General features: G+C 63.4%; 21 protein-coding genes. 13 read left to right on the top strand and 8 right to left on the bottom strand.

What is annotated here, in order from left to right:
* Positions 1 to 113 precede the first annotated feature (113 nt).
* From queA to F0P96_RS09015, 7 genes are all read left to right on the top strand, one after another.
* Complete coding sequence (gene queA, locus F0P96_RS09045; protein ID WP_151078539.1) at positions 114 to 1,166, top strand: tRNA preQ1(34) S-adenosylmethionine ribosyltransferase-isomerase QueA; 1,053 nt, start codon at positions 114 to 116, stop codon at positions 1,164 to 1,166.
* A gap of 137 nt (positions 1,167 to 1,303) precedes the next feature.
* On the top strand, positions 1,304 to 2,017 hold the full coding sequence (locus F0P96_RS09040; RefSeq protein ID WP_262714353.1) for a 2-C-methyl-D-erythritol 4-phosphate cytidylyltransferase: 714 nt from the start codon (positions 1,304 to 1,306) through the stop codon (positions 2,015 to 2,017).
* A 65-nt stretch (positions 2,018 to 2,082) separates the two neighbouring features.
* Complete coding sequence (locus F0P96_RS09035) at positions 2,083 to 2,871, top strand: enoyl-CoA hydratase-related protein (protein WP_151078538.1); 789 nt, start codon at positions 2,083 to 2,085, stop codon at positions 2,869 to 2,871.
* A 231-nt stretch (positions 2,872 to 3,102) separates the two neighbouring features.
* Entirely contained in the window at positions 3,103 to 4,830 is a 1,728-nt protein-coding gene (locus tag F0P96_RS09030) for a DUF1800 domain-containing protein (protein ID WP_151078537.1), read from the top strand.
* A 102-nt stretch (positions 4,831 to 4,932) separates the two neighbouring features.
* Complete coding sequence (locus F0P96_RS09025; protein WP_151078536.1) at positions 4,933 to 6,516, top strand: DUF1501 domain-containing protein; 1,584 nt, start codon at positions 4,933 to 4,935, stop codon at positions 6,514 to 6,516.
* A 130-nt stretch (positions 6,517 to 6,646) separates the two neighbouring features.
* Positions 6,647 to 6,979 carry a hypothetical protein gene (locus F0P96_RS09020; RefSeq protein ID WP_151078535.1) on the top strand — a complete coding sequence of 111 codons (333 nt, stop codon included), beginning with the start codon at positions 6,647 to 6,649 and terminating at the stop codon, positions 6,977 to 6,979.
* 169 nt (positions 6,980 to 7,148) lie between these two features.
* On the top strand, positions 7,149 to 7,367 hold the full coding sequence (locus tag F0P96_RS09015; RefSeq protein WP_151078534.1) for a hypothetical protein: 219 nt from the start codon (positions 7,149 to 7,151) through the stop codon (positions 7,365 to 7,367).
* Between the two features lie 94 nt (positions 7,368 to 7,461).
* On the opposite strand, the gene F0P96_RS09010 is transcribed toward F0P96_RS09015, so the two are convergent.
* The 3 genes from F0P96_RS09010 to F0P96_RS09000 all read right to left on the bottom strand — a co-directional run bounded on the left by F0P96_RS09010 (position 7,462) and on the right by F0P96_RS09000 (position 9,950).
* The gene (locus tag F0P96_RS09010) at positions 7,462 to 8,130 is read right to left on the bottom strand and encodes an SOS response-associated peptidase (RefSeq protein ID WP_151078533.1); all 669 of its coding nucleotides are present in this window, start codon (positions 8,128 to 8,130) and stop codon (positions 7,462 to 7,464) included.
* A gap of 166 nt (positions 8,131 to 8,296) precedes the next feature.
* Positions 8,297 to 9,133, bottom strand: a complete 837-nt coding sequence (locus F0P96_RS09005) for an MIP/aquaporin family protein (protein ID WP_151078532.1) — start codon at positions 9,131 to 9,133, stop codon at positions 8,297 to 8,299.
* A gap of 70 nt (positions 9,134 to 9,203) precedes the next feature.
* Positions 9,204 to 9,950 (bottom strand): alpha/beta fold hydrolase, encoded by a 747-nt coding sequence (locus tag F0P96_RS09000; protein WP_151078531.1) that lies wholly within the window; start codon positions 9,948 to 9,950, stop codon positions 9,204 to 9,206.
* 237 nt (positions 9,951 to 10,187) lie between these two features.
* On the opposite strand from F0P96_RS09000, the gene F0P96_RS08995 reads away from it, so the two are divergent.
* On the top strand, positions 10,188 to 12,641 hold the full coding sequence (locus F0P96_RS08995; RefSeq protein WP_151078530.1) for a T9SS type A sorting domain-containing protein: 2,454 nt from the start codon (positions 10,188 to 10,190) through the stop codon (positions 12,639 to 12,641).
* Between the two features lie 123 nt (positions 12,642 to 12,764).
* Here the strand turns inward: F0P96_RS08995 and F0P96_RS08990 are convergent, their stop codons facing one another.
* From F0P96_RS08990 to F0P96_RS08970, 5 genes are all read right to left on the bottom strand, one after another.
* Positions 12,765 to 14,102 carry a family 1 glycosylhydrolase gene (locus F0P96_RS08990; RefSeq protein ID WP_151078529.1) on the bottom strand — a complete coding sequence of 446 codons (1,338 nt, stop codon included), beginning with the start codon at positions 14,100 to 14,102 and terminating at the stop codon, positions 12,765 to 12,767.
* A gap of 101 nt (positions 14,103 to 14,203) precedes the next feature.
* The gene (locus F0P96_RS08985; protein WP_151078528.1) at positions 14,204 to 15,898 is read right to left on the bottom strand and encodes a GMC family oxidoreductase; all 1,695 of its coding nucleotides are present in this window, start codon (positions 15,896 to 15,898) and stop codon (positions 14,204 to 14,206) included.
* 11 nt (positions 15,899 to 15,909) lie between these two features.
* Entirely contained in the window at positions 15,910 to 16,521 is a 612-nt protein-coding gene (locus F0P96_RS08980; RefSeq protein WP_151078527.1) for a gluconate 2-dehydrogenase subunit 3 family protein, read from the bottom strand.
* A 95-nt stretch (positions 16,522 to 16,616) separates the two neighbouring features.
* Entirely contained in the window at positions 16,617 to 17,591 is a 975-nt protein-coding gene (locus F0P96_RS08975; protein WP_151078526.1) for an SDR family oxidoreductase, read from the bottom strand.
* An 80-nt stretch (positions 17,592 to 17,671) separates the two neighbouring features.
* A complete protein-coding gene (locus F0P96_RS08970) occupies positions 17,672 to 18,739 on the bottom strand; it encodes a PA14 domain-containing protein (RefSeq protein WP_151078525.1) in 1,068 nt (355 codons plus the stop codon).
* A 134-nt stretch (positions 18,740 to 18,873) separates the two neighbouring features.
* On the opposite strand from F0P96_RS08970, the gene F0P96_RS21285 reads away from it, so the two are divergent.
* From F0P96_RS21285 to F0P96_RS08950, 5 genes are all read left to right on the top strand, one after another.
* Positions 18,874 to 18,999 (top strand): hypothetical protein, encoded by a 126-nt coding sequence (locus tag F0P96_RS21285; protein ID WP_262714352.1) that lies wholly within the window; start codon positions 18,874 to 18,876, stop codon positions 18,997 to 18,999.
* A gap of 149 nt (positions 19,000 to 19,148) precedes the next feature.
* On the top strand, positions 19,149 to 20,660 hold the full coding sequence (gene crtD, locus F0P96_RS08965; RefSeq protein WP_151078524.1) for a 1-hydroxycarotenoid 3,4-desaturase CrtD: 1,512 nt from the start codon (positions 19,149 to 19,151) through the stop codon (positions 20,658 to 20,660).
* Between the two features lie 24 nt (positions 20,661 to 20,684).
* Positions 20,685 to 21,380: a carotenoid biosynthesis protein gene (locus F0P96_RS08960; RefSeq protein ID WP_151078523.1), complete on the top strand. Its 696-nt coding sequence runs from the start codon at positions 20,685 to 20,687 to the stop codon at positions 21,378 to 21,380.
* Positions 21,381 to 21,423: 43 nt separating this feature from the next.
* Positions 21,424 to 22,032 (top strand): TetR/AcrR family transcriptional regulator, encoded by a 609-nt coding sequence (locus F0P96_RS08955; protein ID WP_151078522.1) that lies wholly within the window; start codon positions 21,424 to 21,426, stop codon positions 22,030 to 22,032.
* A 213-nt stretch (positions 22,033 to 22,245) separates the two neighbouring features.
* Positions 22,246 to 22,902, top strand: coding sequence for a nuclear transport factor 2 family protein (locus tag F0P96_RS08950; protein ID WP_151078521.1), 657 nt, complete (start codon positions 22,246 to 22,248; stop codon positions 22,900 to 22,902).
* Positions 22,903 to 22,940 lie beyond the last annotated feature (38 nt).

The raw sequence follows: 22,940 nt of genomic DNA, 5'->3' as shown, positions 1-22,940 counted from the left end.
CTCCTTAGGATTTTCGGGCGAAAAGTAACGATATATCCGGCCAGGCTGCGTACTTTTGCAATCCGAAATTTTTTTGTATTTACCCCAGGTCTTGCCTGCCCATCCCGACGGCCATGAAACTGTCCGAATTTAAGTTCGACCTGCCCGAAAGTCTGGTAGCCCAACACCCCGCCAAGCAGCGCGACGAATCGCGTCTGATGGTGTTGCACCGTGACTCGGGCCGCATCGAGCACCGCATGTTCAAAGATATCATCGAATACTTTGACGAGGGCGACGTAATGGTGCTCAACGACACGAAGGTGTTTCCGGCCCGACTCTACGGCAACAAGGAGAAAACCGGTGCCAAAATCGAAGTGTTCCTGCTGCGCGAACTAAACAAGGAGCTTCACCTGTGGGACGTGCTCGTGGACCCGGCGCGCAAAATCCGCGTGGGCAACAAGCTGTACTTCGACGACGACGGCATTGTAGTAGCCGAAGTTATCGACAACACGACTTCGCGCGGCCGGACCATCAAGTTTCTGTACGACGGCTCGGACGAGGACTTCTACAAAGCCCTGCACGACCTGGGCGAGACGCCGCTGCCCCGCGAAGCCATTACGCGCGACGCCGAGCCGGCCGACAAAGAGCGGTACCAAACCATTTACGCCAAGCACACGGGCGCGGTAGCCGCGCCTTCGGCGGGCCTGCACTTCACCCGCGAAGTGATGAAGCGCCTCGAAATCAAGGGCGTAGACATGGCGGCGGTGACGCTGCACGTGGGCTTGGGCACCTTCCGCCCGGTAGACGTGGAGGACCTGACCAAGCACAAGATGGACTCGGAGAATTTCTCCGTGCCCACCGAAGCGGCGGCCATCGTAAACCGCGCCCTCGACCAGAAAAAGCGCGTGTGCGCCGTGGGTACTACCTCCATGCGCGCCATGGAGTCGTCGGTGTCGGCCAACGCCCGCCTGAAGCCCACCGAAGGCTGGACCGACAAGTTTATCTTCCCTCCCTTCGAGTTCAAGATTGCCAACGCGCTGCTCACCAACTTCCACCTGCCCGAAAGCACCCTGCTGATGTTGGCCTCGGCCTTCGCCGGCCACGAGTTCCTGATGGAGGCCTACAAGCTGGCCATTAAAGAGAAGTACAAGTTCTTCAGCTACGGCGACGCCATGCTGATTCTGTAACTGGCGTGAGGAGCTGACTTGTAACCGGTCATCTTCGCCCCCGCTTTGCAAAGCCCGGCTGTGGAAACACGGCCGGGCTTTTACATTTACAGCGGGGCGGCATCGGGCTTACTGTTTCCGATTCGGCTACCCGTAGCGTGTTACCGTCCACCGCATCACCAGCTGTTTCCTCATCCCTTCCACGCTTTGCCATCATTGTGGCCGGCGGCAGTGGCATGCGCATGGGCGCCGACCGGCCCAAGCAGTTTCTGCCGCTGTTGGGCGAGCCGGTGCTGCTGCACACGCTGCGCCGCTTTGCCGAGCCGACCTTGCAGGTAGCGCGTTTGGTACTGGTGTTGCCCGCCGACCAGTTTGCCACCTGGCAGCAGCTGTGTGCGGAGCATTCGGTCCAGATTCCGCATACGGTGGTAGCCGGCGGGGCCTCGCGCTGGGCCTCGGTGCGGCAGGGCCTGGCCGAGCTGAAAGCCCATGCCGAAGGCGTGGTAGCGGTGCACGATGGGGTGCGGCCGCTCACGCCGCTGACGGTTATCAACAACACCTACACGGCCGCGGCCGAGCACGGCGCGGCCATAGCGGCCGTGGCCCCGAAGGATTCGGTGCGCGGACTCTCGAAAGACGGCTCGTATGCGCTGGACCGCGCGCGGCTGCGGCTGGTGCAAACGCCGCAGTGCTTTGAGCTGAACTTGCTGCGCCGCGCCTACCAGCTGCCCGAGTTGCCGACCTTCACCGACGACGCCAGCGTGGTGGAAGATCTGCACCCGATTCGGCTGGTGGAAGGCGACTACCGCAACCTCAAGATAACGACGCCCGAAGACCTGTTGCTGGCCGAAGCCTTGCTGCAGGCGAGGTAAACGCGGCGGCTTCCACGGTTTTGCCGCGGGCTTTTGCCAACTTGCCGGCCTAACGTTTCCTCCCGATGCCCGACTACACCTGCTTGCTCTACGAGGTGCGCCCCGACGGCGTGGCCACCATCACCCTCAACCGCCCCGAGGTATTCAATGCCTTCAACGACCCGCAGAGCTACGAGCTGCAGGATGCGCTGAAGCAGGTAGCCCGCGACGCGCAGGTGCGCGCCGTGGTGCTCACGGGCGCCGGCCGGGCCTTCTGCTCGGGGCAGGATTTGAAGGGCGCCAGCACGGGCGAAAAACGCTCGTTCTACGATTCGCTGCACAAGCGCTACAACCCCATCATTCGGGCCATGCGGGCACTGCCAAAGCCCATTATCTGCCGCCTCAACGGCGTGGCGGCGGGTGCTGGCTGCTCGTTGGCCCTGGCCTGCGACGCCATCGTGGCTTCCACCGATGCTTCGCTGATTGAGGTCTTCATCAACATCGGCCTCGTGCCCGACTCGGGCTCGTCGTACTTCCTGCCGCGCCTCGTTGGCTCCCTGAAGGCGTTTGAGTTGTGCGCGCTCGGCTCGAAAGTGCCAGCCGACGAAGCTTTGCGCCTGGGTTTGGTGAACCAGGTAGTGGCACCCGAGCAGCTCGACGAGGCCGCTTACGGCTTGGCGACGCGCTACGCCACGGCGCCCACCAAAGCCATTGGGCTGATCAAGCAGATGTTGAACAAATCCGGGGCGTCGACCCTCGACGAGATGCTCGACTACGAGGCCTTCTGCCAGCAGATTGCAGGCGAATCGGAGGATTACCAGGAAGGCGTGAAAGCCTTCGGTGAAAAGCGCAAACCTGCGTTTCAGGGCAAATAGTCAGCCGTTTATTCTGTGCACCGCAGCCGGCTTGCCTTTGGGGCGGGTCGGCTGCGGTGCGTTTTCAGCCTACCCTTCCATCAGCCGATGGGCTGGAAGCGGAAACACACATTAAACTTTCGGTATTAAGACAGATCTTAGGCAGAGCGGAGCAACAGAACGAGTGGAAACGCTTATCTTTTATCCCGTTTCTGCCTCCACAACCCCAACACCTTTATTCCCGAGCTGCCTATGGACCGCCGAGCTTTCCTCCGCAAACCAGCTGCCGTGCTGGCCGCGCCCCTGGGCACCGACGACCCGACCCGCGCCACCGCCCTGACCGCGCCCACCGACCCGCCCGAAACTGTCAGCCGCTACGCCAACAAAACGCTGCCCAACCTGCCGCGCACCACCGCCGGTCTGGCGCCCTACACGGGGCCGTGGACCAAGGTGCAAGCGGCGCATTTGCTGCGGCGCTGCTTGTTTGGGCCCACCAAAGCCAACATTGCCACGGCCACGGCTTCGTCGCTCACGCAGGTGCTCAACGGCCTGCTGACGGCCCCTGCCGCGCCCGCGCCGCCCGTCAACGTATCGGCTACCGATACGAGCGTGCCGATCGGGCAGACTTGGACCACGCAGGCGTTTGATCAGAACTTTGAGGGCGTGCGGCGCGCCTCGTTGCGGTCGTGGTGGCTGGGGCAGGTGTTGCAGGGCAGCACGCTGGTGGAGAAAATGTGGGTGTTCTGGCACAACCACTTCGTCATCGAATTCAGCGACATCAACGACGCGCGCTACGGCTACCAGTATGCGGCCCTGCTGCGCCAGCACGCGCTGGGCAACATCAAGCAGCTGGCCAAGGACGTGACTGTGACGCCGGCCATGCTGCGCTACCTCAACGGCAACCAAAGCACCGCCACCGCGCCCAACGAAAACTACGGTCGTGAGCTGCTGGAACTGTTTACGGTGGGCAAAGGGCCGCTCATCGGGCCGGGCAACTACACCACCTACACCGAGGCCGACGTGCAAGCCGCCGCCAAAGTGCTGACCGGCTGGCGCGACAACGCGACCACGCAGCAGGGCTACTTCACCGCCTCGCGCCACGACACCTCCACCAAGCAGTTCAGCAGCGCCTTCCAGAACCGCACCATTGCCAATGCCGGCGACCAGGAATACAAGGCCCTGGTCGACTTGGTGTTCGACCAAGCCGAAACCGCCCGCTTCTTGGTGCGCAAGCTTTACCGCTGGCTGGTGTACTACATCATCGATGCTACCACCGAGCAAAACGTGATTGTGCCGCTGGCCCAGCAGCTGCAGCAAAACGGCTATAACGTGGCGCCGGTGCTTCGCACGCTGCTGGAAAGCGAGCATTTCTTCGACAGCGTGAACACGGGCTGCTACATCAAAAGCCCGCTCGATTTCACCCTCGGCATTTGCCGGCAGCTCGAAATTCCCATGCCGCCCGCCAGCAACCCCGCCGTGCAATACAGCGTGTGGGACTACCTCAACAGCACTACCAGCCTGCAGCAGCAGTACCTGGGCGACCCGCCCAACGTGGCCGGCTGGGCCGCTTACTACCAAACGCCGCAGTTCAACGAGCTGTGGATAAACGCGGTGACGCTGCCGCGCCGCAGCCAGTTCTCCGACCTGATGGTGAGTACCAACGGCACCACCCGCAGCGGCTTCAAGCTGGTAGCCGACCCGGTGGCGTTTGTCGAAAGCCTGCCCCCCGCCACGGCCGAAGACCCCAACCTGCTCATTCAGTCCTTGGTGGACTTGCTGATGCCTTTCCCACTCACGGCCAACCAGCTGGCGTTTCTGAACGACACGCTGCTGCCCGGCTTGCCCGATTTTGAGTGGACGACCGAATGGTGGGACTACCTAGCCGCGCCTACCAACACCACCAAGCGCAACGCGGTGGCCACCAAGCTGCGGGCCTTGCTCAAGGTCATGCTCAGCCAAGCCGAATACCAATTGTCTTGATGGTTAAATGCCTCGATGGCTAAATGGCTGCTCGTTCGTCGACCGGTCCTTTGGCTCTTTTCGATAGCCATTTAACAGTTCAGCCATTTAGCCATTGACACCATGAAACGCAGAGACTTTATTCAAACCACGGCGGCGGGCGCGGTGCTGCCGATGCTGCTGAACGGCTTTCCGATAGCGGCCTACGGCGACGACAACGCGGTGCTGGCGGCCTTGACAAACGCCGCCACCCAAACCGACCGCGTGCTGGTGCTGGTGCAACTGAACGGCGGCAACGACGGCCTAAACATGGTCATTCCGCTGGATCAGTACCCGGCCCTGATGGCCGCGCGCGGCAACATTGCACTGCCCCAGAACCAGGTGCTGCCGCTCACACAGGCTACCGGTCTGCACCCGGCCATGGCGGGGCTGAAAGGACTTTACGACAACGCCCAGGTGGGCGTGGTGCAGAGCGTGGGCTACCCCAACCCCAACTTCTCGCACTTCCGCGCCACCGACATCTGGACCTCGGCCTCGGCCTCGAACGTGACTTGGACTACCGGCTGGGCCGGCCGCTACCTCGACGGCGAATACCCCGGCTTTCCGACCGGATACCCCAACGCCCAAGTGCCCGACCCGTTGGCCGTAACGGTGGGCTCGGTGGTGAGCAACTGCGTGCAAGGCCCTACCGTGAATATGGGCATGGCCATTGCCAGCACATCCTCGTTTTACCAGCTGCTGACGGGCACTGTAGACCAGGCGCCCAACACCCCGGCCGGCCACGAACTGACGTTTATCCGGCAGGTGGTGCAACAAACGCAGGTGTACACCACGGCCATTCAGCGGGCGGCAGCGGCAGCCCGCAACCTGTCGCCGCTCTGGCCCACGGCCGGGCAAAACACCTTGGCCGACCAACTCAAGATTGTGGCTCAACTGATTGCCGGTGGCCTGCAAACGCGCATCTACTGCGTCAACCTCGGCGGCTTCGATACCCACGCCACGCAGGTACCCACCACCGGCCCGACCACCACCGGCACCCACGCCACGCTGCTGGGCAAGGTGTCGCAGGCGGTGGAGGCGTTTCAGGATGATTTGCGGCGCCTGAGCGTGCAGCACCGCGTGGTGGGCATGACGTTTTCGGAGTTCGGCCGGCGCATCAAGTCCAACTCGGGTTTCGGCACCGACCACGGCGCGGCGGCTCCGCTGTTTGTGTTTGGCACGAGCGTTAACCCGCTCATTCACGGGCAAAACGTGCAGCTGCCCGCCTCGGTGGGTGTGAACGACAACGTGCCCATGCAGTTTGATTTCCGGGCCATTTACGCATCCATTCTGAAAGACTGGTTTGCGGTGCCGGCGGCCACACTCACCGCCCTGTTCGGCCAAGCGTTTCCCTACGTACCCGTGCTGCGCCCCGGCGTGGTGAACGGCACCACCACGGCCGCCGATGTGGAAGTGGCCGGCTTCAGCGTGTACCCCAACCCCGTGCGCGACCGGGCCACCGTGGCCTTCGAGTGCCAAGGCGGGCACGTGCAAGTGGTGGTGTACGACCACGTGGGCCGGGAAGTGCAACGCCTCGTCGACCGGGTGCTGCCGCGCGGCCAGCAGGCCCTGGTGTTTCGGCCCACCGGGCTGGCGGCAGGCACGTATCATTGCCACGTGCAGGAAGATGGCCGCAGCAGCGCCCGGCTGGTGGTGGTCGAGCCCTGACGCGGAAGCTCGACTGGTGGAAAAAATTACAGCCGCCGGGTCACCCCGGCGGCTTTTTTGCGTAAACGCCCCACGGCCCCGGCCGACACAGTCTGACCTCTCAGCCATACACCTTACCGACCTCCGACCCATGGACAACCAACTGGAGCAACAACTCGAGAAAATTATGCCCGAAGACCTGACGCGCACCTTCGAAAGCGCGTACCACGTCATCACCGGCAACAACGAGCACATCGAAGACCTGCTGCACCACGGCGGCACGCTGCTGCGCAAAGCCAGCCAACGCATGACCACCACGCAACTCGTGCTGTCGATTGCCGTGCTGGCCATTGGCACCGTGTTCGTGCTTAACCGCTATTCCGACGAAATCGGTGACGCCATCGACGACTTGACCGACGGCGGCAACGACGACAAGGGCGCGGCCAAAAACAAGGCACCGCAGGCCAATAAAGACCAGAAGTAACCGCTTTTTCGGTTACTACCATACGTGCCCCGCCCGGCTGACTTCGTGCAGCCGGGCGGGGCATTTTGCGTTTTCACATCATCATGTGGTTGCACTAAGCAAGGAACGATCTGTAATCTTGCATCACCAAACAGTCACACTTGCCCAAAATAATACAAGCACCACCGCTATGAAAACGCTTTGCTTTTCTCTGATGCTGGCCGTATTGGCCGCGGCTCCTTTCGAGGCCAGCTACGCCGCCCCGAGCACTGCTGCCGCTACCCCGGAAGCCGTAACTCCCTCGGCCGACCACGTGCTGGGTAGCGTGTTTAAGTTCAAGCGCAAAAAGCGCAAGACAAACCGCCGCATGGCCGCGCGTCGTCGGCACCGCATGCGCGGCGGCTATTAAGGCCGCCGGCTGGAAGTTATACGGCGTCGGGAGCAGCACGAAGGTCCTTCGTGCTGCTCCCGACGCCGTGTTATTTAGAGAAATAGCAACCTGATTACGCCGCGGCCGGCTCCAGCACCGAAGGGTCGTTGTGGGCCGGCGAGTTGACCCGTGTGGTTACGGCATAGGCTTTAAGCACCCCGTCGGGCAGCGGGCGCAGCAGCGCTTGGTGGTCGGCAGCCGAGGTGTTGTCGTCGAGCCAGGCCAGCTCGGCGGCACGGTTGGGCAGGATAACGGGCATGCGGTTGTGCAGCTTGGCCATCAGCTCGTTCGGCTCGGTGGTAATGATGGTGAACGTGGGCACCACTTCGCCGGTGCTGCGGTCGGCCCATTCGTCCCAGAGGCCGGCAAAGGCAAACGGCTGCTCGTCCTCGCGCAGAATGCGGTAGGGCGTTTTGCGGCCCGCCAGCTGTTGCCACTCGTAGAAGCTGTCGGCCAGCACGAGGCAGCGGCGGCGCTGCAGCAGCTGCCGAAACGAGGGCTTTTCGGGCAGCGTTTCGGCGCGCGCGTTGATGGGCTTGGGCGCTTGGCGCAGGTCTTTGGTCCAAGCCGGCACGAGGCCCCAGTTGAGCAGGTGGATGCGGCCGGGGTCGTGGTTGGTGATGATGGGCAGTTGCTGCGAGGGCGCCGCGTTGTAGGTAGTGGGCGCGGGGTCGGCAAAACCGGCGTCGAAGCGCTTTTCGGCGGTAGGGGCCGGTGTGGTAAAGGTGTAGCGGCCGCACATGGCTGGGAGAGTTGGTTGGAAGAGGAAGAAAGAGTGGGTATTGTAGAGACGCATCCGAGCACGTCCTCGTTGCGAGTGGTGGTTCGGTGGACCGGCAATCCGGCCGACTGCTTCCCGAACGCGGTTCCCGCAGGCCGTGCGCTTGAGGACACCTTGCCTTGCGGCCTCAGTCGGCGGCGGTTCGGTCGGGGTAGTGTGGCGGCTCGGTGGCGTGGGGGCTGTTGGCTGCCGCTTCGCAACCGGCCAGAATAGCACAGGCCAACGACTGCCCGTGGTGCCAGCGCAGAAACAACACCGTAGCCAGCCAAGTACCCGCGCAAGGTCCGGCAACGTAAATCCAGTAGTGGTGCAGGTTGCCGGCTACCAGCGCCGTGGCCAAGGAACGGGCCGGGTTCAGGCTCATGCCCGAATACGGCGTTTCCACCACAATGTAGACGGCCAGCAGCACACCCACCAGCCACCCGGTGTAGGTTTTGAAGCGCGCCGAGTGCAGCGCCCACAGCAACACCAGCATCAGCACAAAGCTGATAAGCGCCTCGGCCCCCAAAGCCAGCCACCAGCCGTTGGGGCCGGGCGGCGGCAGCGTTTGGTTGTAGCCGATGGCCGGGTGAGCCAGCCATTGGTGCAGAAACGCATTCAGCGCCCAGGCGGCGGCAGTACCACCTACCGTTTGGGCCGCCACGTACCAGAGGGCATCGGCGGTGCTGATTTTGCCCAGCTGCCAGAAGCCCAAAGTAACCGCGGGATTGATGTGTGCGCCCGAGCGTTTGCCCCACGGGCTATACACCACTGCCACAATCACGAAGCCCATGCCCACGCCCATCAGCGCCCGGCGCCCCAACGGGTGCAGGGCCAGCGCCTGCCGCACCCCCGACGAAGGGTGCTCCAGCAACACCGTGAGCAGGCTGGCACAGGCAACGAAGAAAGCCAGCCCGGCGGCCTCGGCCACGTAATGCGGCCAGTGCCGACGCGCGGCAACCTGTAAGCGGGTAAGCAGGGTCATAGCCCGGTTGTTGGGGGAAGGCAACGAAGAAGGGCGGCAGGCTGCTACAACGGCGGGATGCCCGCTGGGGTTAGCGCGGGCTTGGCGGTGTGAGTTCGGCAATGAACTGCCGCAACGCCACCGCTACTTCGCCGGGTGCTTCGAGCGGCAGCAGGTGCCCGACGCCTTCCAGCAAATGCAGGGTGGTGCCGACAGGCAAATAAGGCAGGGTTTCGGTTTGCTGCACCTGCGCCGGAATGGCCGCGTCGGCGGTGCCGCAGAGCAGCAACACCGGCACTTGCAGCTGGGGCAAGCGGGCGGCAATGTCTTCGCGGCTGCCGTAGAGCAACCACCACTCCCAGGCGGCGCGGCTGGTGCGCAGGTTGTCGGCAATGACTTGCTGCTGCTCGGCATCGGGCATGGGCCGGGCGGTAATGCGCTCAGCTGTGGCCGCCGCCGCGGCCGGGTTGCCGTAAGCGGCCAGCGCAGCGGCTCGGGCGGCTTCGGTCATCGGCTCGGGGGTGGGCGGCGAGGGGGCGAGCAGGGCCACGCCGCGCAACCCGTTCGGGCGCTGCGCGGCCAGGGCCAAGGCGATTTTGCCGCCCATGCTGTGCCCCACCAACACGTATTCGGCTAGGTTTTTCTCGGCCATGAATTGAGCTACAGCATCGGCGTAGGCATCCAGCGTGAATCGGGCCGGCGGTGGTGCATCGCCGAAACCCGGCAGGTCGGGGGCCAGGCACTCGCACTCCAGCCCGAGGGCAGTGATAAGCGGGTGCCACTCGCGGCCGGAGCCGGCCCAGTAGTGCAGGAAAACCAGAGAAAGCGGCGGCGACATATGAAATCAGCAGGAAGACGTGAAAACAGCAGTATTTCACCTGCTTCTAGTGCGCCACTTGCCTACGTGCAGATACGGGGCCGTCCCTTGCCAGGCTGGCAAACCGATAAGAAAACGAGTTCTAGCGCTAATCTTTTTAGGGCTCGATAAGCGCGTGCAATAGCAATAATACCTTACTTTAGAGCCTGCTGGCTGTCCCCTGGCATTTCTTTTCCCTTCATTTTCTTATTCCAACGCATGACCAGAACCTTTACATCACCCACACGCTCGCGGAGCAAGTGGCACACACGGCTGCTGACGCTGGCTTCGGCGCTGCTGCTGGCCCCGGCCGTTATGGCCCAAATTACCGTTCCGGCCGGTAACCCCAACACGGCTGGTGCCCGCCGTCCGCTCGGCACCTGGTACGGTTTCGAGCGCAGCGCACTGATTTATACGCCGTCGGAAATCGGCAGCAGCGGCAACATTACCCAGATCGGGTTCTACCTCAACTCGGTAAGCGCGCCGGGTGCCGCGCCCACCAAAATCTACCTGAAAACGGTTAGTAACGCCACCTTTGCGGCTGCTACCACGGTAGCCGCCGAAGAAACCGGTGCTACGCTGGTATACGACGCCACGATTCCGGCAACGTCGTTTGTGGCCAATAGCTGGGTAACTGTGCCGCTGACGACGCCGTTTGCCTACAACGGCACCAGCAACTTGGAAGTCATTGTGGAAACCAACGCCACCGGTGCCGGCAACGAAACCAGCACCGGCAAGGTGTTCCGCAGCAATGTGACCGGCACCAACCAAGCGCAGTACTGGAACGACGATACCACGCCCTCGACCACCACGGGTACGCTCAGCACCACTCGTCCCAACATTCAGTTGACCGGCTTGGCCGCCATCACCTGCCCGGCTGCTACGGGTTTGGTGGCATCGAACGTTACGACCACGTCGGCGCAGATTGCCTTCACGCCGGGCGCGGGGAATACGACCTACACGGTTACGTACTTCCCCACGGCTACGCCGGCCAACACCACCACCGTTACGCCGGCTCCCACGGCTTCGCCGATTACGCTGTCGGGCCTGACGCTCAACACCGCGTACACGGTTAACATTGTGGCGAACTGCGCTGGCACGCCTTCTACCCAGGTTTCGTCGGTTTCTTTCACGACGCCGGCCATTACCAACGACAACCCGTCGGGTGCCATCGTGCTGCCTTTGGGCGCAACCTGCACGCCTGTTAACGGCACGAACACTGCTGCTACCACCACTACGGCCAATGGCTACACGAACCCCGGCCTGGCCGGCTGCGGTATTGCTGCTTCTCCCAAAGATGTGTGGTACCAGTTCACCACGGCTGCCAGCGGCTCTGCTGGTAGCACGGGCGTAACCATCACCGTAACGGGTGCCCCGGCTGGCTACCTGCGCTTGTTCTCGAGCACGAACGGCGCGGCTGGTCCGTTCACCGAAGTTGCCTGCGCCGCCGGCACTACCAACAACACCGTATCGGCTCCGCTGACGGTAACCACCCTCACGCCCAACACTACCTATTTCGTTTCGGTTGCGGGCTACGGCTCGGCCGACACCCAAGGTGCCTTCACCATCTGCGCTACGGCGCTGGCTCCGGCCCCCGCCAACGACGCGGCTGTAGCCTCGGTTTACACGCTGGGCAAAGTGTCGCCGCTGGCTTCGCCGGTAACGGTTCAGGCCGTTATCCGCAACGCAGGTAGCGCAGCCATTACCAACCGCGTGGTAACGCTGGACGTAACCGGCGCCACCACTTTCACCAACCAGCAGCTCATCGCCTCGCTGGCCCCGGGTGCTTCCACCACGGTTACGTTCGCGGCCTTCCCCGTAACGGCTACCACCGGCACCAACACCGTAACCGTAACCCTGCCGGCCGACGGCGGCGCGGCCAACAACACCGCTTCTGTCACGCAGGCGGTTACCACCTCGCAGCTCTCGTACCTGGATGCCTCGCAGCCGGTTACGGCCAGCGTTGGCGTATCTGCCACCACGCCGAACGGCATTCTGGCCGTTAAATACACGGTAGCGCAGCCCACCAACGTGAGCCAGGTGAGCCTGAATTTCCTGGCCAACCCCACTACCACTTCTACCTACCAAGTGGTGATTCTGAACGCTACTGCTACGGGCACGCCCGGCACGGTGGTGTACTCGTCGCCGACGCAAAACCGCCCGACGGCTGCTGGCGTTGTTACGATTCCCATCACGGGTTCGGTCACGGTTAACGGTCCGTTCTACGTAGGTCTGCGCGAAATTTCGGGCAACGTAGGCATCGGCTACCAGGTAGAAGATCCGCTGCGCGCCGCTACCTTCTACTACCAAGTGGGCGGCACCACCACCTGGAACGAAGTAGGCACCACCACCCTGCGCACGCGCTTGGGCATCGACGTAAGCCTGCTGGCCGTTTCGGCTACCCGCAACACCGAGCTGGCCAACGCCATTGCAGCCTACCCCAACCCGGCTAGCGGCAGCTTCACGCTGAACCTGCCCGCCCTGAAAGGCGAGCGTTCGGCAAACCTCACCCTGCTCAACACGCTGGGTCAGCAGGTGCAAGTGCGCACGCTGCCCTTGGAAGCCGCTGGCACGCAAACGCAAGTAGACGTTAGCACGCTGGCTGCTGGCGTATACACGTTGCGCGTACAGGCCGGCACGCAGGTTGCCACCAAGCAAATCGTGGTGCAATAGTGCCTGTCGGCTGAGCTACGGAGTAGCTCTTGCCTGCTTACAAAACAGCCCGGCTTCCGCGAGGAGCCGGGCTGTTTTGCTTAATACTGGTGGCCGTTTGAGTCGTATTCTGTTGGCCGTTGCCTACACTTCTACCTTGAGGGTAGCGGGCTGCTTGGTTACTTCAAACAACTCGCCGTGCGGCACGATGGTAATCTGGCCGTATTCCTTGAGCAGCATCTTGTAGGCTTCGGCTACGGGGCGGGGGTTGCGGTCGAGGTCGAAAAGGCCGCAGGCATTGACTTTCCCGATTTTCTCGCCCAGGGCAATGTCCCAGTCTACCTGGTCGATGAGCGAGTACCACGTGAAGCCGAGCACGGGCACGCCATCTTCGCGCATGCGCAGGATGTTGACCCACTGTTTCCAGAGCCAGCCGGGGGCCTCGCTGGCGTCGAACACGTTGGTTTCGGTGTGCATCACGGGCTTGCGGTACCGCTCGTAATACTCCTTGGTGATGTTATACCAGCCGAGCACATCCATGCTGGTTTGGCGGGTACCGTCGGGCAGAATGATCCACTCATTGCGGCCGTAGTAGTCGTTGCCCATTATCTGGTAGCCGGGCGGTTCGCCGGCCATAAACCACTCGTACTCCGGCCGGGTCAGGCCGTTGTCGTAGAGGAAATTCAGCACGTCGGCATCGGGGTGGTGGGCGTAGAGCAGGTCGAGGGCCAGGAAGCGTAACTTGTTGTCGAGCTTGTACTGGTCGTTGGGGTTGGCGCACAGCTGGTGCACGAACTCCGCCGATTCGCTTTGCACGATGATGCAGTCGGGGCGGTGCTTGGCAATTTGCTGGTTGGCCATGATGCTGGCCGCCACACAGTGCTTGAGGCAGGTGACAAACCCGCGGCTCGTTTTCAGCTGCTCGTTCCACACCCCGTCGCGGGCGCTGAGCTTGGCCGTCACGTAGATTTCGTTGATGGGCGTGTAGTAGCGCACCCACGGGTAGCGGCGGGCTACGGCTCCGGCATACTCGGCAAAATGCACCGGCAGCTCGGGGTTCTGGAAATTGCCGATCCAGTCGGGCACGCCGAAGTGCAGCAGGTCGAGAATGGGCGTGATGCCAAGGCGCTTCATCTCGTGCATGGCCGCGTCGGCAAACTCCCAGTCGTATTTGCCCGGCCCGCGGTGGATGCTGTAGTACGGCAGGCCGTAGCGCAGCACTTTCAGCCCCAGTTCCTTCACCAAGGCCAAGTCTTCTTTGAACCGCTCGTAGTGAAAGCACTCGGCCAGCTGGTCGCGGCGGGTGCGGCCCTGGTCGATGGTGGGGTACGAGCACTCGATGCCGGTGGCAAACATGAAGTTGTTGGGGGCGCCGGTGGGCAGCCCGCTGCCGTCGCGGCCGGCCGCGCCGCCGTACTGGTCGCCGTCGTAGTGGCCTTCGCCAAACTTCTGCTTGATCAGGTCTAAAAATCCGTGGGCCATGCGGGTGGAGGTGTGGTGCAGCGAGGTAAAAAAGCCCGCATAGCAGCATTTTGTTTGGCAGGCCCCCTGCGTTCAGCAGGGGCCCGTGTCGGAAACCGGCTTTAGCTTTTCGTCTTGGTATCGAGGCGCTTCTGGGTTTCCAGAAACCGGTCGGCGGTACGCAGGCTGAGGGCCATGATGGTCAGGGCCGGGTTCACGCTCAGGGCGCTCGGGAAGACGGAGTTGTCGCAGATGTAGAGGTTGGGCACGCCAAAAGCACGCCCGTCGGTGTCCACCACGGCATAGTCGCCGGAAAGGCCCATGCGGCAGGTGCCGATGACGTGCGCCGAGCGGGGAAACGCCCAAATGTCGCGGGCGCCGGCGGCATCCCAGATGCGGCGCATCAGCTTTTCGGCGTGGGCCGTCATGCGCTCTTCGTTGTCGTGAAACGAGAAATGCACGCGCGGCTTGGGCAGGCCGCGGGCATCTTTTTCGTCGGCCAGCTCCAGGTAGTTGTCGGCGTGGGGCAGGCAGTCACCTAGGATGTTGATGCCGGCAATGTGGTTGTACTGGCGCATGTAGTCGCGCAGGGGCTGGCCCCACAACCCGCGGCCCCGTGCGACCTGGCTGGCAAAGGTCACGGGCATTACGCCAATGCTCTGCAAGAGGTAGCCGCCGGCAAAGTCGGCGTCGGTGGGGCGGTGCGTGTCTTCGGAAATGAGGGCGCCTGGGATGCCTTTGTAGGGCCGCACCATTTCATCGAACGTACCCCAGACTTGAATGCCGGGGTGGGCCATGAAGTTGCGGCCGACCTGCCCGCTGCTCAGGGCCAGCTCGTTGAGCAGCAGCAGGCGCGGCGTTTCCACAGCACCGGCGCACAGGAAAAGCGTGCGGCAGCCGAGGCGCTGTTGCTGGCCGTCGGTTTCGTATACCACGCCGGTAATGGCCCCCTGCGCGTCGCGCTCAATTTCCGTTACAAAACAGTTGGGCCAGATTTCGGCGCCGTGGGCTTCGGCCAGGGGCAGAAACGTGACGTCCATGCTGGCTTTGGCGCCCACCGAGCAACCGGCTTGGCAGAAACCGCGGTTGGTGCAGGCCTCGCGCCAGCCAATGCCTTCCTGGTAGTAGCGCGCCGACAAAGCGGCGTTTGCCGCCGGGGAAGTACGGATGCCCAGCTGCTCGCAGGCGCGCTGCATGAGCTGGGCGGCCCCGTTCAGCGGCAACGGAGCCAGCGGGTAGCCCCGCCGCCGTGCCGGGCCCCAGGGGTAGGGCGAAGGCCCCGAAATGCCCAGGAAGTGCTCTAGCTCGTCGTAGTAGGGCGCGAGGTCGTCGTAGCTCAGCGGCCAGTCTTCGCCCACACCAAACTCGGTGCGCAGGCGCAGGTCGTCGGGCTGGGCGCGCGGGGTGTAGGCGGTGTAGTGCAGTGTAGAGCCGCCCACGCCGGTGCCGGAGTTGTTGTTGCCGAAGGACGTTGGCGTGCGGCCGGCCGATAGCCGCTCGTCGTTCCAGAACAGAAACTCCTGGGCTTTTTCGTCGGTGGCAAAGTCGCGCCGGGCATCGTGGCGGGGGCCGGCTTCCAACGCCACCACCTTCAGCCCCGCCATGGCCAGACGGGCCAGCAGCGGGGCGCCACCGGCTCCGGTGCCTATCACAATACAGTCGACTTCGGCCCGGGGCGTGGGCACGGGCTGTTGCTGCGGCTGCGGGGGCGGGCTGGTTTGCAGAAGCTGCCGGAGCAGCGGGTCCTGAATATCGGGCTCAACAGTGGGCTTGCTGGGGTTCAGCACGCCTTCTTCCAAGGATTCTTCGCCGGGCATCGTCGTCGCGCTTAGGGCTGAATAGGTTGCGGTTCCCGGTCTTCGCGCTCGTCGAGGCCGATGCGGGTCCACGCCGGCAGATCGGCCATGCCCACGTAACCGATTTCTTCCTGGGCCAGCGGATGTTGATAGTACAGCGCGGTGGCCTCGGCCAGCAGCTCCTCGAAAAAGCGCGGGCCATCCAGGGTCTGCCAGGCCGCGCCGGCCGCCGTTGCTTGCTGCACGCGGCGCAGCGTCTCGTCTTGCTGCTCGGGCGCGAGCTGGGCAAAGGGCTGACCGAATTGCGCCTGTGCCTCCTGCTGAATACCGCCTAAGCCGAGGCGGTAGGCTTCGCGGTCGGGCGGCAGCACGTCGTAGCGCCATCCGTCGGACAAGCCCGCGGCCAGTCGCTCGTCGATTCTTGGTGCAACCTCGATGGGGGCTGCCCGCTCGGGCTGGGGCAGCAGGCGGGCACACACGGCTTGCAGCAGCGCAAACGTGTCGGCGTCAAAAAACTGCGGGGTGTAGGGCTGAGCGGCCGTTTCGAGTCGGTCGAGCAGGGCCGCGCGGGTGGCGGCGCTGACGTGCGGCGACTCGATCAGGGCCCGAACGGTGTTTTCGGGGTGGTGGGGTGCGGCGGGCATGGAGTAAATTGGGTGAAGCCGGGTGTGGCGGCTGTAAAGCATTTTGGCGGAGGAGCTGGGCTCCGCGGGCAAAACCAGCTGGTATGCGCGCAGACTTACTGGTCGCTGCTGAGCTTGCCGCCCGTCACGTGCACGAGGCTGCCGGTCATGAACGAGCCGTCCTGCGAGGCCAGTAGCACGTAGGCCGGCGCCAGCTCCTCGGGTTGGCCGGGGCGTTTCAGCGCCACTTCGTAGCCGAAGTTTTTGATGTCTTCGGGCGGCATGGTGCCCGGAATATTCGGCGTCCAGACCGGGCCCGGCACCACGCAGTTGACGCGGATGTTTTTTTCGCCTAGGTACTGCGCCAGGCTTTTGGTGAGGGCGTGAATGGCCGACTTGGTGCAGGTGTAGTCGATGAGCGTGGGGTGGCCCGTGAGGCCTACGATGCTGCCGGTGTTGATGATACAGTCGCCGGCGCGCAGGTGCGGAATGGCGGCCTGGGCCATCCAGATATAGCCCAGAATGTTGGTGTCGAAGGTGCGGCGAATCTGCTCCTCGGTCACGTCCTCAAACTTGGGCTGCGACATCTGAAACGCGGCGTTGTTGACGAGCACGTGCAGCCCGCCCAGTTCGCGCACGGTGCGGCGCACGGCCTGTCGGCACTGCTCCGAGTCGCGCACATCGAGCTTGAGTACGAGGCAACGGCGCTTCTGCTTTTCCACAAACTTGCGCGTCACCTCGGCGTCGGCGTCGTTTTCGTTGTACACGATGGCCACGTCGGCGCCTTCCAGCGCAAACGCCATGGCCACGGCCCGCCCGATGCCGGAGTCGCCGCCGGTTACCAGGGCAACGCGGCCGTCCAATTTGCCGGCGGCGCGGTAGTGCTTGAAGTCCGAATCGGGCCGCTGCCGCATGGCCTCCTGGCTGGCCGGGTAGGGTTGCTTTTCCGATTTCATTTGGGCCGCCGTGCGCCGCTTTTCGGGCTTGGGCGCCGCAGCGGGCTTGGCCTTGGAAGCCGACTTGGCTGCCGCACCGGCGGCAGCGGGTTTTGGTGCGGCCGCCTTGGCCGACGCAGCTTTTTTGGTAGCCATAGAAGTACGTAGAACAGTTGGGCAAAAGACTCTACGCAAAAACCCGCGGCACAGCCGAGCTACCCGTTCTGCCAACCGATTTACCGCACCACCACCTCCACGCGCCGGTTGCGGGGGCGTTGCTGCGGGTCGGCGTTGTTGGCCACGGGGCGGGTGCCGCCGTAGCCCTGCGCCGTCAGCCGGCCCGAGTCGATGCCGTGCTGCACGAGGTAACCGCGCACCAATGCCGCCCGCTGCTGCGACAGCGCCAGGTTTTTGGCCGCGTTGCCCACGTTGTCGGTGTAGCCGGCTATTTCCAGGCGCAGCGCCGCTTGCCGCTGCAGGGCGCGCACCAAGCGGTTTAGCTCGGGCTGCGACGTGGGTAGCAGCCGGGCTTTGCCTTGCTCAAAGTAAAGTTTCCGCAGTTCCACGGCCGTGCCTTTGGCCAGGCCGGTCAGTTCGGGCAAGGTGTCGGGCAGCACGGCCGCTACGGCGACTTTAGCTGCAGTTGCGACTACGGTATCGGGGCGGGGCGCTGGGGCGGCCACCGCGGCGCGGCGCGCAGCAGAACGTGTTGCCAGCGACGCGGTGGCCGGGCGGCGCGAAACCAGTCGCGCAGTTACTGCCGGCGCGGCTGGCGCAGGCCGGTTGGTAGGCAGGCGCGCAAACAGGTAGCGGCGGCCCACTGGTTCGCGGGTGCGGGGCTGGTCGGGGCGCTGCCACTGCAGCAGGGCGCGGCTGTCGAGGCTGTTCTGGAAGTAGTCGACGCGCAGGCGGTAGTAGCGGCCGGCCCGCAGCCGAATCCGCACCGCCGCCGGCACGTGGTCCTGGTCGCGCCAGTAGTTCAGAAGCTGCTTGTCGCCCAGCCACACCCGCAGGCCGTCGTCCATTATGGTCGAGAAAATATACTCGCCGCTGACGGGCGCCAGCACGTAGCCTTCCCAGCGCACCGAAAACCGCTCGGCCGGTACGCCCGGGGCCGGCGGCCGCACGTGCCAGTTGAAGTCGATGGCCGCATCGATGCGCGTGACGACCGGCCGCTCGAAATTCATGCCCGCGTAGTAGGTAGCCGTGAGGCCCGCTCCCACCGGCAGCGCAGCCGTGGCCTGGGCTCGGCTTTCGGCCGATTTCAGCAATACCAACAAGCCCAGCAACAGCAGTTTTTTCATGGGCAGAAAGTACGTTTCAGGCCGCTTTTCCGGATTTATACCGCCGATGCTTTCCGGGCTAAGTCAACTTTTGGTACCGCGTCGGCGTATTTCCCTGCACTCCGACCCTGCTGTTTCACCCAAACCCCACGGTCATGCCTACCAAGAAAACCACCGCCGCCACCCATAAGAAAGAAGACCCGTGCTGGAAAGGCTACGAGCAAGCCGGCACCAAGAAAAAAGACGGCAAAACCGTCCCCAACTGCATCAAGAAAGACTAGCCGCTGCGCTGCTTTCCTGGCCGAAGCCTTCTGCCCCACCCGGCAGAAGGCTTCGCGCATTTTTAGCCGCGGTCCAAACATTGCCGCGCTCCATCGTTTCTTGCACCAGCGGCCTGCCACACCGGGCCCGCGGTTTCTGGTTATCTAATATGGCTTCTGGTTCTTCCCGCCGTTCTTTGGCCGCGCCCAAGCGGCCCGTTGCCGTAGTGGGCGCGGGCATTGGCGGCATTGCGGCGGCCGTGCGGCTGGCCGTAGCGGGGCACCGCGTCACGGTGTTCGAGGCGCAGGCTTCGTTTGGGGGCAAAATGCACCAGTTCGATTTGCCCGGCGGCTACCGCTTCGATGCCGGCCCGTCGCTGTTTACGCTGCCCGCGCTGGTCGATGAGCTGTTTCGCCTCGCCGGTCGCCGGCCCGAGGACTACTTCCGCTACGAGCGGCTCGACCCCATCACGCAGTACTTCTTCGCCGACGGCACCCGCCTCACCGCCTGGGCCGATGAAGCGCGGTTTGCCGCCGAAATCGAAACGAAATTGGGCGTGCCCGCGGCCGAGGTGCGGCGCTTCCTGCGCAGCAGCGGCCGGGCATACAACGCCACCGCCCAGACGTTTCTGCACAAGTCGTTGCACCGCACCCAAACGTATTTCAGCGCCGATACGCTCCGGGCTATGGCCGTGCTGCCCGAGTTGGGGCTGCTGAGCACCATGCACGCCCGCCACCGCCGCGCTTTCCCGCAGGAGCCGCGCCTCGTGCAGCTCTTCGACCGTTTTGCCACCTACAACGGCTCCGACCCTTACCAGGCGCCGGCCACGCTCAGCCTCATTCCGCACCTCGAGCACGGCCTGGGCGCCTACTACCCCGAGGGTGGCATCTACAGCATTGCCCAAAGCCTGGTGCGCCTGGCCGAGGAGCTGGGCGTGCAGTTTCGCTACGCCGAGCCGGTGGAGGAAATCCTGACCGCCGGCGGCCGCGTCACGGGTATTCGTACAGCCCAGGACGTGTACGACTTTGGCTTGGTGGTGAGCAACGCCGACGTGATGCCGACCTACCGCCGCCTGCTGCCCCACCAGCCCGCGCCCGAGCGCACCCTGGCCCAGCCCCGCTCTTCCTCGGCCCTGATCTTCTACTGGGGCATGGCCCGCGAATTCCCCGAACTGGGCCTGCACAATATCTTCTTCTCGGCCGACTACCAGCACGAGTTCGAGGCCATCTTCCAACAGCACACCGTGGCCGACGACGTGACGGTGTACGTGAACATCACCTCCAAAAAAACGCCTGCCGACGCGCCGCCCGGCCACGAAAACTGGTTTGTGATGGTGAACGTGCCCCACGACCAGGGCCAGGACTGGGAGGCCCTCTGCCGGCAAACCCGCGCCGCCGTGCTGCGCCGCCTGAACCAAGCCCTGGGCACCGACGTTGCCCCTTTGATACGGGCCGAGCGGGTGTGGACGCCGCCCGGCATTGCCCACGATACGTCGTCGTTTGGCGGGGCGCTCTACGGCAGTTCGTCGAACACCCTGCTGGCGGCGTTTCTGCGGCACCCCAACTTTTCACGCCAACTTGAAGGGCTGTACTTTTGCGGCGGCTCGGTGCATCCCGGCGGCGGCATTCCGCTCTGCCTGCTCTCCGCCAAAATAGCCGCTGACTTAATTAATAATTCCTAATTATTAATTAATAAACTCCCTCCCATGCCTTACTCCGATCCTGCTACCTCGGCAGCCCCGGCACCACCGGCTGCCCACCCACCCCAGCGCCGTTTGCGCGTGGCCCAGGGCATCCTGCTGTTGTTTCACGTAACGGGTTTTGTGGGGCTGGCCTTTTCGAAGGACCCCAGCTTTTACCTGCAGTTTGTACCGCTGAACCTGCTGCTGACTGCCGCCCTGTTGCTGGCCCACGACCGGCACAGCCCCGCACCCATGTTTGGTTGGTTTTGCCTGACCGTAATGCTGGTGGGCTTTGGAATCGAAGTAGCGGGCGTGCGCACCGGCATCATTTTCGGGCAGTACGACTACGGCAACACGCTGGGCATTCGGGTACTTGGGGTACCGCTCATCATCGGGCTGAACTGGCTGCTGCTCACTTACCTTGCCGGCGGCCTTGCGCAACGACTGCCGCTGCCCGGGTTGCTGCGGGCCTTGCTGGCGGCCGTGCTCATGGTGGGGCTCGACGTGTGCATTGAGCCGGTGGCGGTGCATTTTGGCTGGTGGCAGTGGCGCTTCGGAGTTATTCCGCTGCAAAATTTCAAAGCCTGGTTTGCCGTATCGTTTATTCTGCAGATCTACTTGAATTCCACGCACGTACAGCCCGGCCGCAATCCGCTGGTGCCGTTCGTGTATTTGCTGCAGCTGCTCTTCTTTTTTGGTTTAGGCTACTTTATCCGCTAATTTTCCTGGCTGCCGCGCCTTCTCGCCCCTTCCTTTCCCCTCTATGAATCCGACTTTGCGCGATACCCTCCTCGACGAAGCGTACCACCTGTTTCTGCGCGAAGGCATCGACAGCAACTCCCAGGAGCAGATAACGGCCAAGCTGGACGTGTCGCCGGCCACGTTCCGCGAGATGTTCCGCGACAAAGCCGACCTTGTGCTGCAGGTCACGCAATACGACATTGCCCGACAGAAACGCGTGCACGCCGCGCTGTTTGCACAGGAGCCTAACGCCATCAAGCGTCTGTTGTCGTTGCTGGAAATCGGCATCAAAGACCTGCGCCAGGTGTCGCCCCAGTACATTGCCGACATCCAGAAATACCCCGAAGCCTGGGACCTGGCCCTCGACCACCTGACCAACTACTCCGGGCCGCAGATGCACCAGATTCTCAACGACGGAGTGCTGCAGAAGATGATCCGCGGCGACATCAACATTGGGCTGGTAACCAAGATCATCCTGGAAATGGTGAACCTGCTGCTGAACGAGCAAGTGTTTCCGCCCAGCCGCTACAGCATTGCGGAGGTGTACCGCAGCATCTACCTCTACTATATCCGGGGGCTGTGCACCGAAGAAGGCATTCAGGCCGCCGCCGAGCATTTTTCGCGTATGTAGCCCTTCGGCCCACCCGGCTGGAACCAGATATTCCAACGCCTTTCTGCTTCACAGCGGGAAGGCGTTGTTTTTTGAGTCGGGTTGAGCGTGCAGCAAGCGCCGTGCTATTTTAGTTAAAGTAAATATTTTCATAATACCACATCATCATGTTATTGACTGCTCGGCTGTTCCTGAAGTCCTTTGCCTCACTGTCTCACAGGCAACTGCTTCTCTATGAAAACACGCCTACTGCTGCTCCTGCTTCTATTGACCGCGCTGGCAACCCCCACTCAGGCCCAACGGCGCCCGATGTCGGACAAAGCCCGCAAAGCCAAGATTGCCGCGGCGGCGGCGGCCCGCACCAAAGCCGAGCGCGCCGCCCGGGCCGAAGCCGCCGCCCGCGCCGCCGCGTTCCTGCCCGTTTCCGACGGCCCCGACGCCACCGAGCTGCTCCGTATTGACGGCGTGCTGGCCGACGCCACCCTGCGCAGCGACGCCGAAACCATCACGCATTTGCTGGCCGACGAGTACGTGGCCGTCAACTCCAAGGGCTTGGTAACGGGCAAGGCCGATGTGCTGGCCGCCATTGCCAACGACGCCGCGCAGTGCGACATCAACAAGGGTTTCGAGTACGTGGTGCGCGTGTACGGCAACACCGGCCTGGTCATTCACAACACCAGCTTCCGGGGCCAGCTCGACGGCACCAGCGTGACGGGCGAATACCGCGTAACGCGGTTTTTCATCAAGCGCAACGGCAAGTGGCTGGTGGCGGCCAGCCAAACCACGCACGTAACGCCCGCGCCGCTGGTGGCCCTGAACAAAGGCGCCGCCAAGCGCGCCTTCCGCGACAAGAAGAAGAACAGGTCGTCGTACGTAGCCGACCGCCATTAAGTGCCGCAACGCCAACGGCCCACCGGGTGGCCTCTGTA

The sequence above is a fragment of the Hymenobacter busanensis genome (genome assembly GCF_008727865.1).
GTDB classification, from domain to species: domain Bacteria; phylum Bacteroidota; class Bacteroidia; order Cytophagales; family Hymenobacteraceae; genus Solirubrum; species Solirubrum busanense.
Note: the sequence above shows the minus strand (reverse complement) of the source record. Positions and strands in the feature narration are given on the sequence as shown.

What these genes read in the sequence shown, in the direction of transcription:
- queA (WP_151078539.1), top strand. Translation starts at nt 114, where the DNA reads ATGAAACTGTCCGAATTTAAGTTCGACCTGCCCGAAAGTCTGGTAGCC.
- F0P96_RS09035 (WP_151078538.1), top strand. Translation starts at nt 2,083, where the DNA reads ATGCCCGACTACACCTGCTTGCTCTACGAGGTGCGCCCCGACGGCGTG.
- F0P96_RS09030 (WP_151078537.1), top strand. Translation starts at nt 3,103, where the DNA reads ATGGACCGCCGAGCTTTCCTCCGCAAACCAGCTGCCGTGCTGGCCGCG.
- F0P96_RS09025 (WP_151078536.1), top strand. Translation starts at nt 4,933, where the DNA reads ATGAAACGCAGAGACTTTATTCAAACCACGGCGGCGGGCGCGGTGCTG.
- F0P96_RS09020 (WP_151078535.1), top strand. Translation starts at nt 6,647, where the DNA reads ATGGACAACCAACTGGAGCAACAACTCGAGAAAATTATGCCCGAAGAC.
- F0P96_RS09015 (WP_151078534.1), top strand. Translation starts at nt 7,149, where the DNA reads ATGAAAACGCTTTGCTTTTCTCTGATGCTGGCCGTATTGGCCGCGGCT.
- F0P96_RS09010 (WP_151078533.1), bottom strand. Translation starts at nt 8,130, where the DNA reads ATGTGCGGCCGCTACACCTTTACCACACCGGCCCCTACCGCCGAAAAG.
- F0P96_RS09005 (WP_151078532.1), bottom strand. Translation starts at nt 9,133, where the DNA reads ATGACCCTGCTTACCCGCTTACAGGTTGCCGCGCGTCGGCACTGGCCG.
- F0P96_RS09000 (WP_151078531.1), bottom strand. Translation starts at nt 9,950, where the DNA reads ATGTCGCCGCCGCTTTCTCTGGTTTTCCTGCACTACTGGGCCGGCTCC.
- F0P96_RS08995 (WP_151078530.1), top strand. Translation starts at nt 10,188, where the DNA reads ATGACCAGAACCTTTACATCACCCACACGCTCGCGGAGCAAGTGGCAC.
- F0P96_RS08990 (WP_151078529.1), bottom strand. Translation starts at nt 14,102, where the DNA reads ATGGCCCACGGATTTTTAGACCTGATCAAGCAGAAGTTTGGCGAAGGC.
- F0P96_RS08985 (WP_151078528.1), bottom strand. Translation starts at nt 15,898, where the DNA reads ATGCCCGGCGAAGAATCCTTGGAAGAAGGCGTGCTGAACCCCAGCAAG.
- F0P96_RS08980 (WP_151078527.1), bottom strand. Translation starts at nt 16,521, where the DNA reads ATGCCCGCCGCACCCCACCACCCCGAAAACACCGTTCGGGCCCTGATC.
- F0P96_RS08975 (WP_151078526.1), bottom strand. Translation starts at nt 17,591, where the DNA reads ATGGCTACCAAAAAAGCTGCGTCGGCCAAGGCGGCCGCACCAAAACCC.
- F0P96_RS08970 (WP_151078525.1), bottom strand. Translation starts at nt 18,739, where the DNA reads ATGAAAAAACTGCTGTTGCTGGGCTTGTTGGTATTGCTGAAATCGGCC.
- F0P96_RS21285 (WP_262714352.1), top strand. Translation starts at nt 18,874, where the DNA reads ATGCCTACCAAGAAAACCACCGCCGCCACCCATAAGAAAGAAGACCCG.
- crtD (WP_151078524.1), top strand. Translation starts at nt 19,149, where the DNA reads ATGGCTTCTGGTTCTTCCCGCCGTTCTTTGGCCGCGCCCAAGCGGCCC.
- F0P96_RS08960 (WP_151078523.1), top strand. Translation starts at nt 20,685, where the DNA reads ATGCCTTACTCCGATCCTGCTACCTCGGCAGCCCCGGCACCACCGGCT.
- F0P96_RS08955 (WP_151078522.1), top strand. Translation starts at nt 21,424, where the DNA reads ATGAATCCGACTTTGCGCGATACCCTCCTCGACGAAGCGTACCACCTG.
- F0P96_RS08950 (WP_151078521.1), top strand. Translation starts at nt 22,246, where the DNA reads ATGAAAACACGCCTACTGCTGCTCCTGCTTCTATTGACCGCGCTGGCA.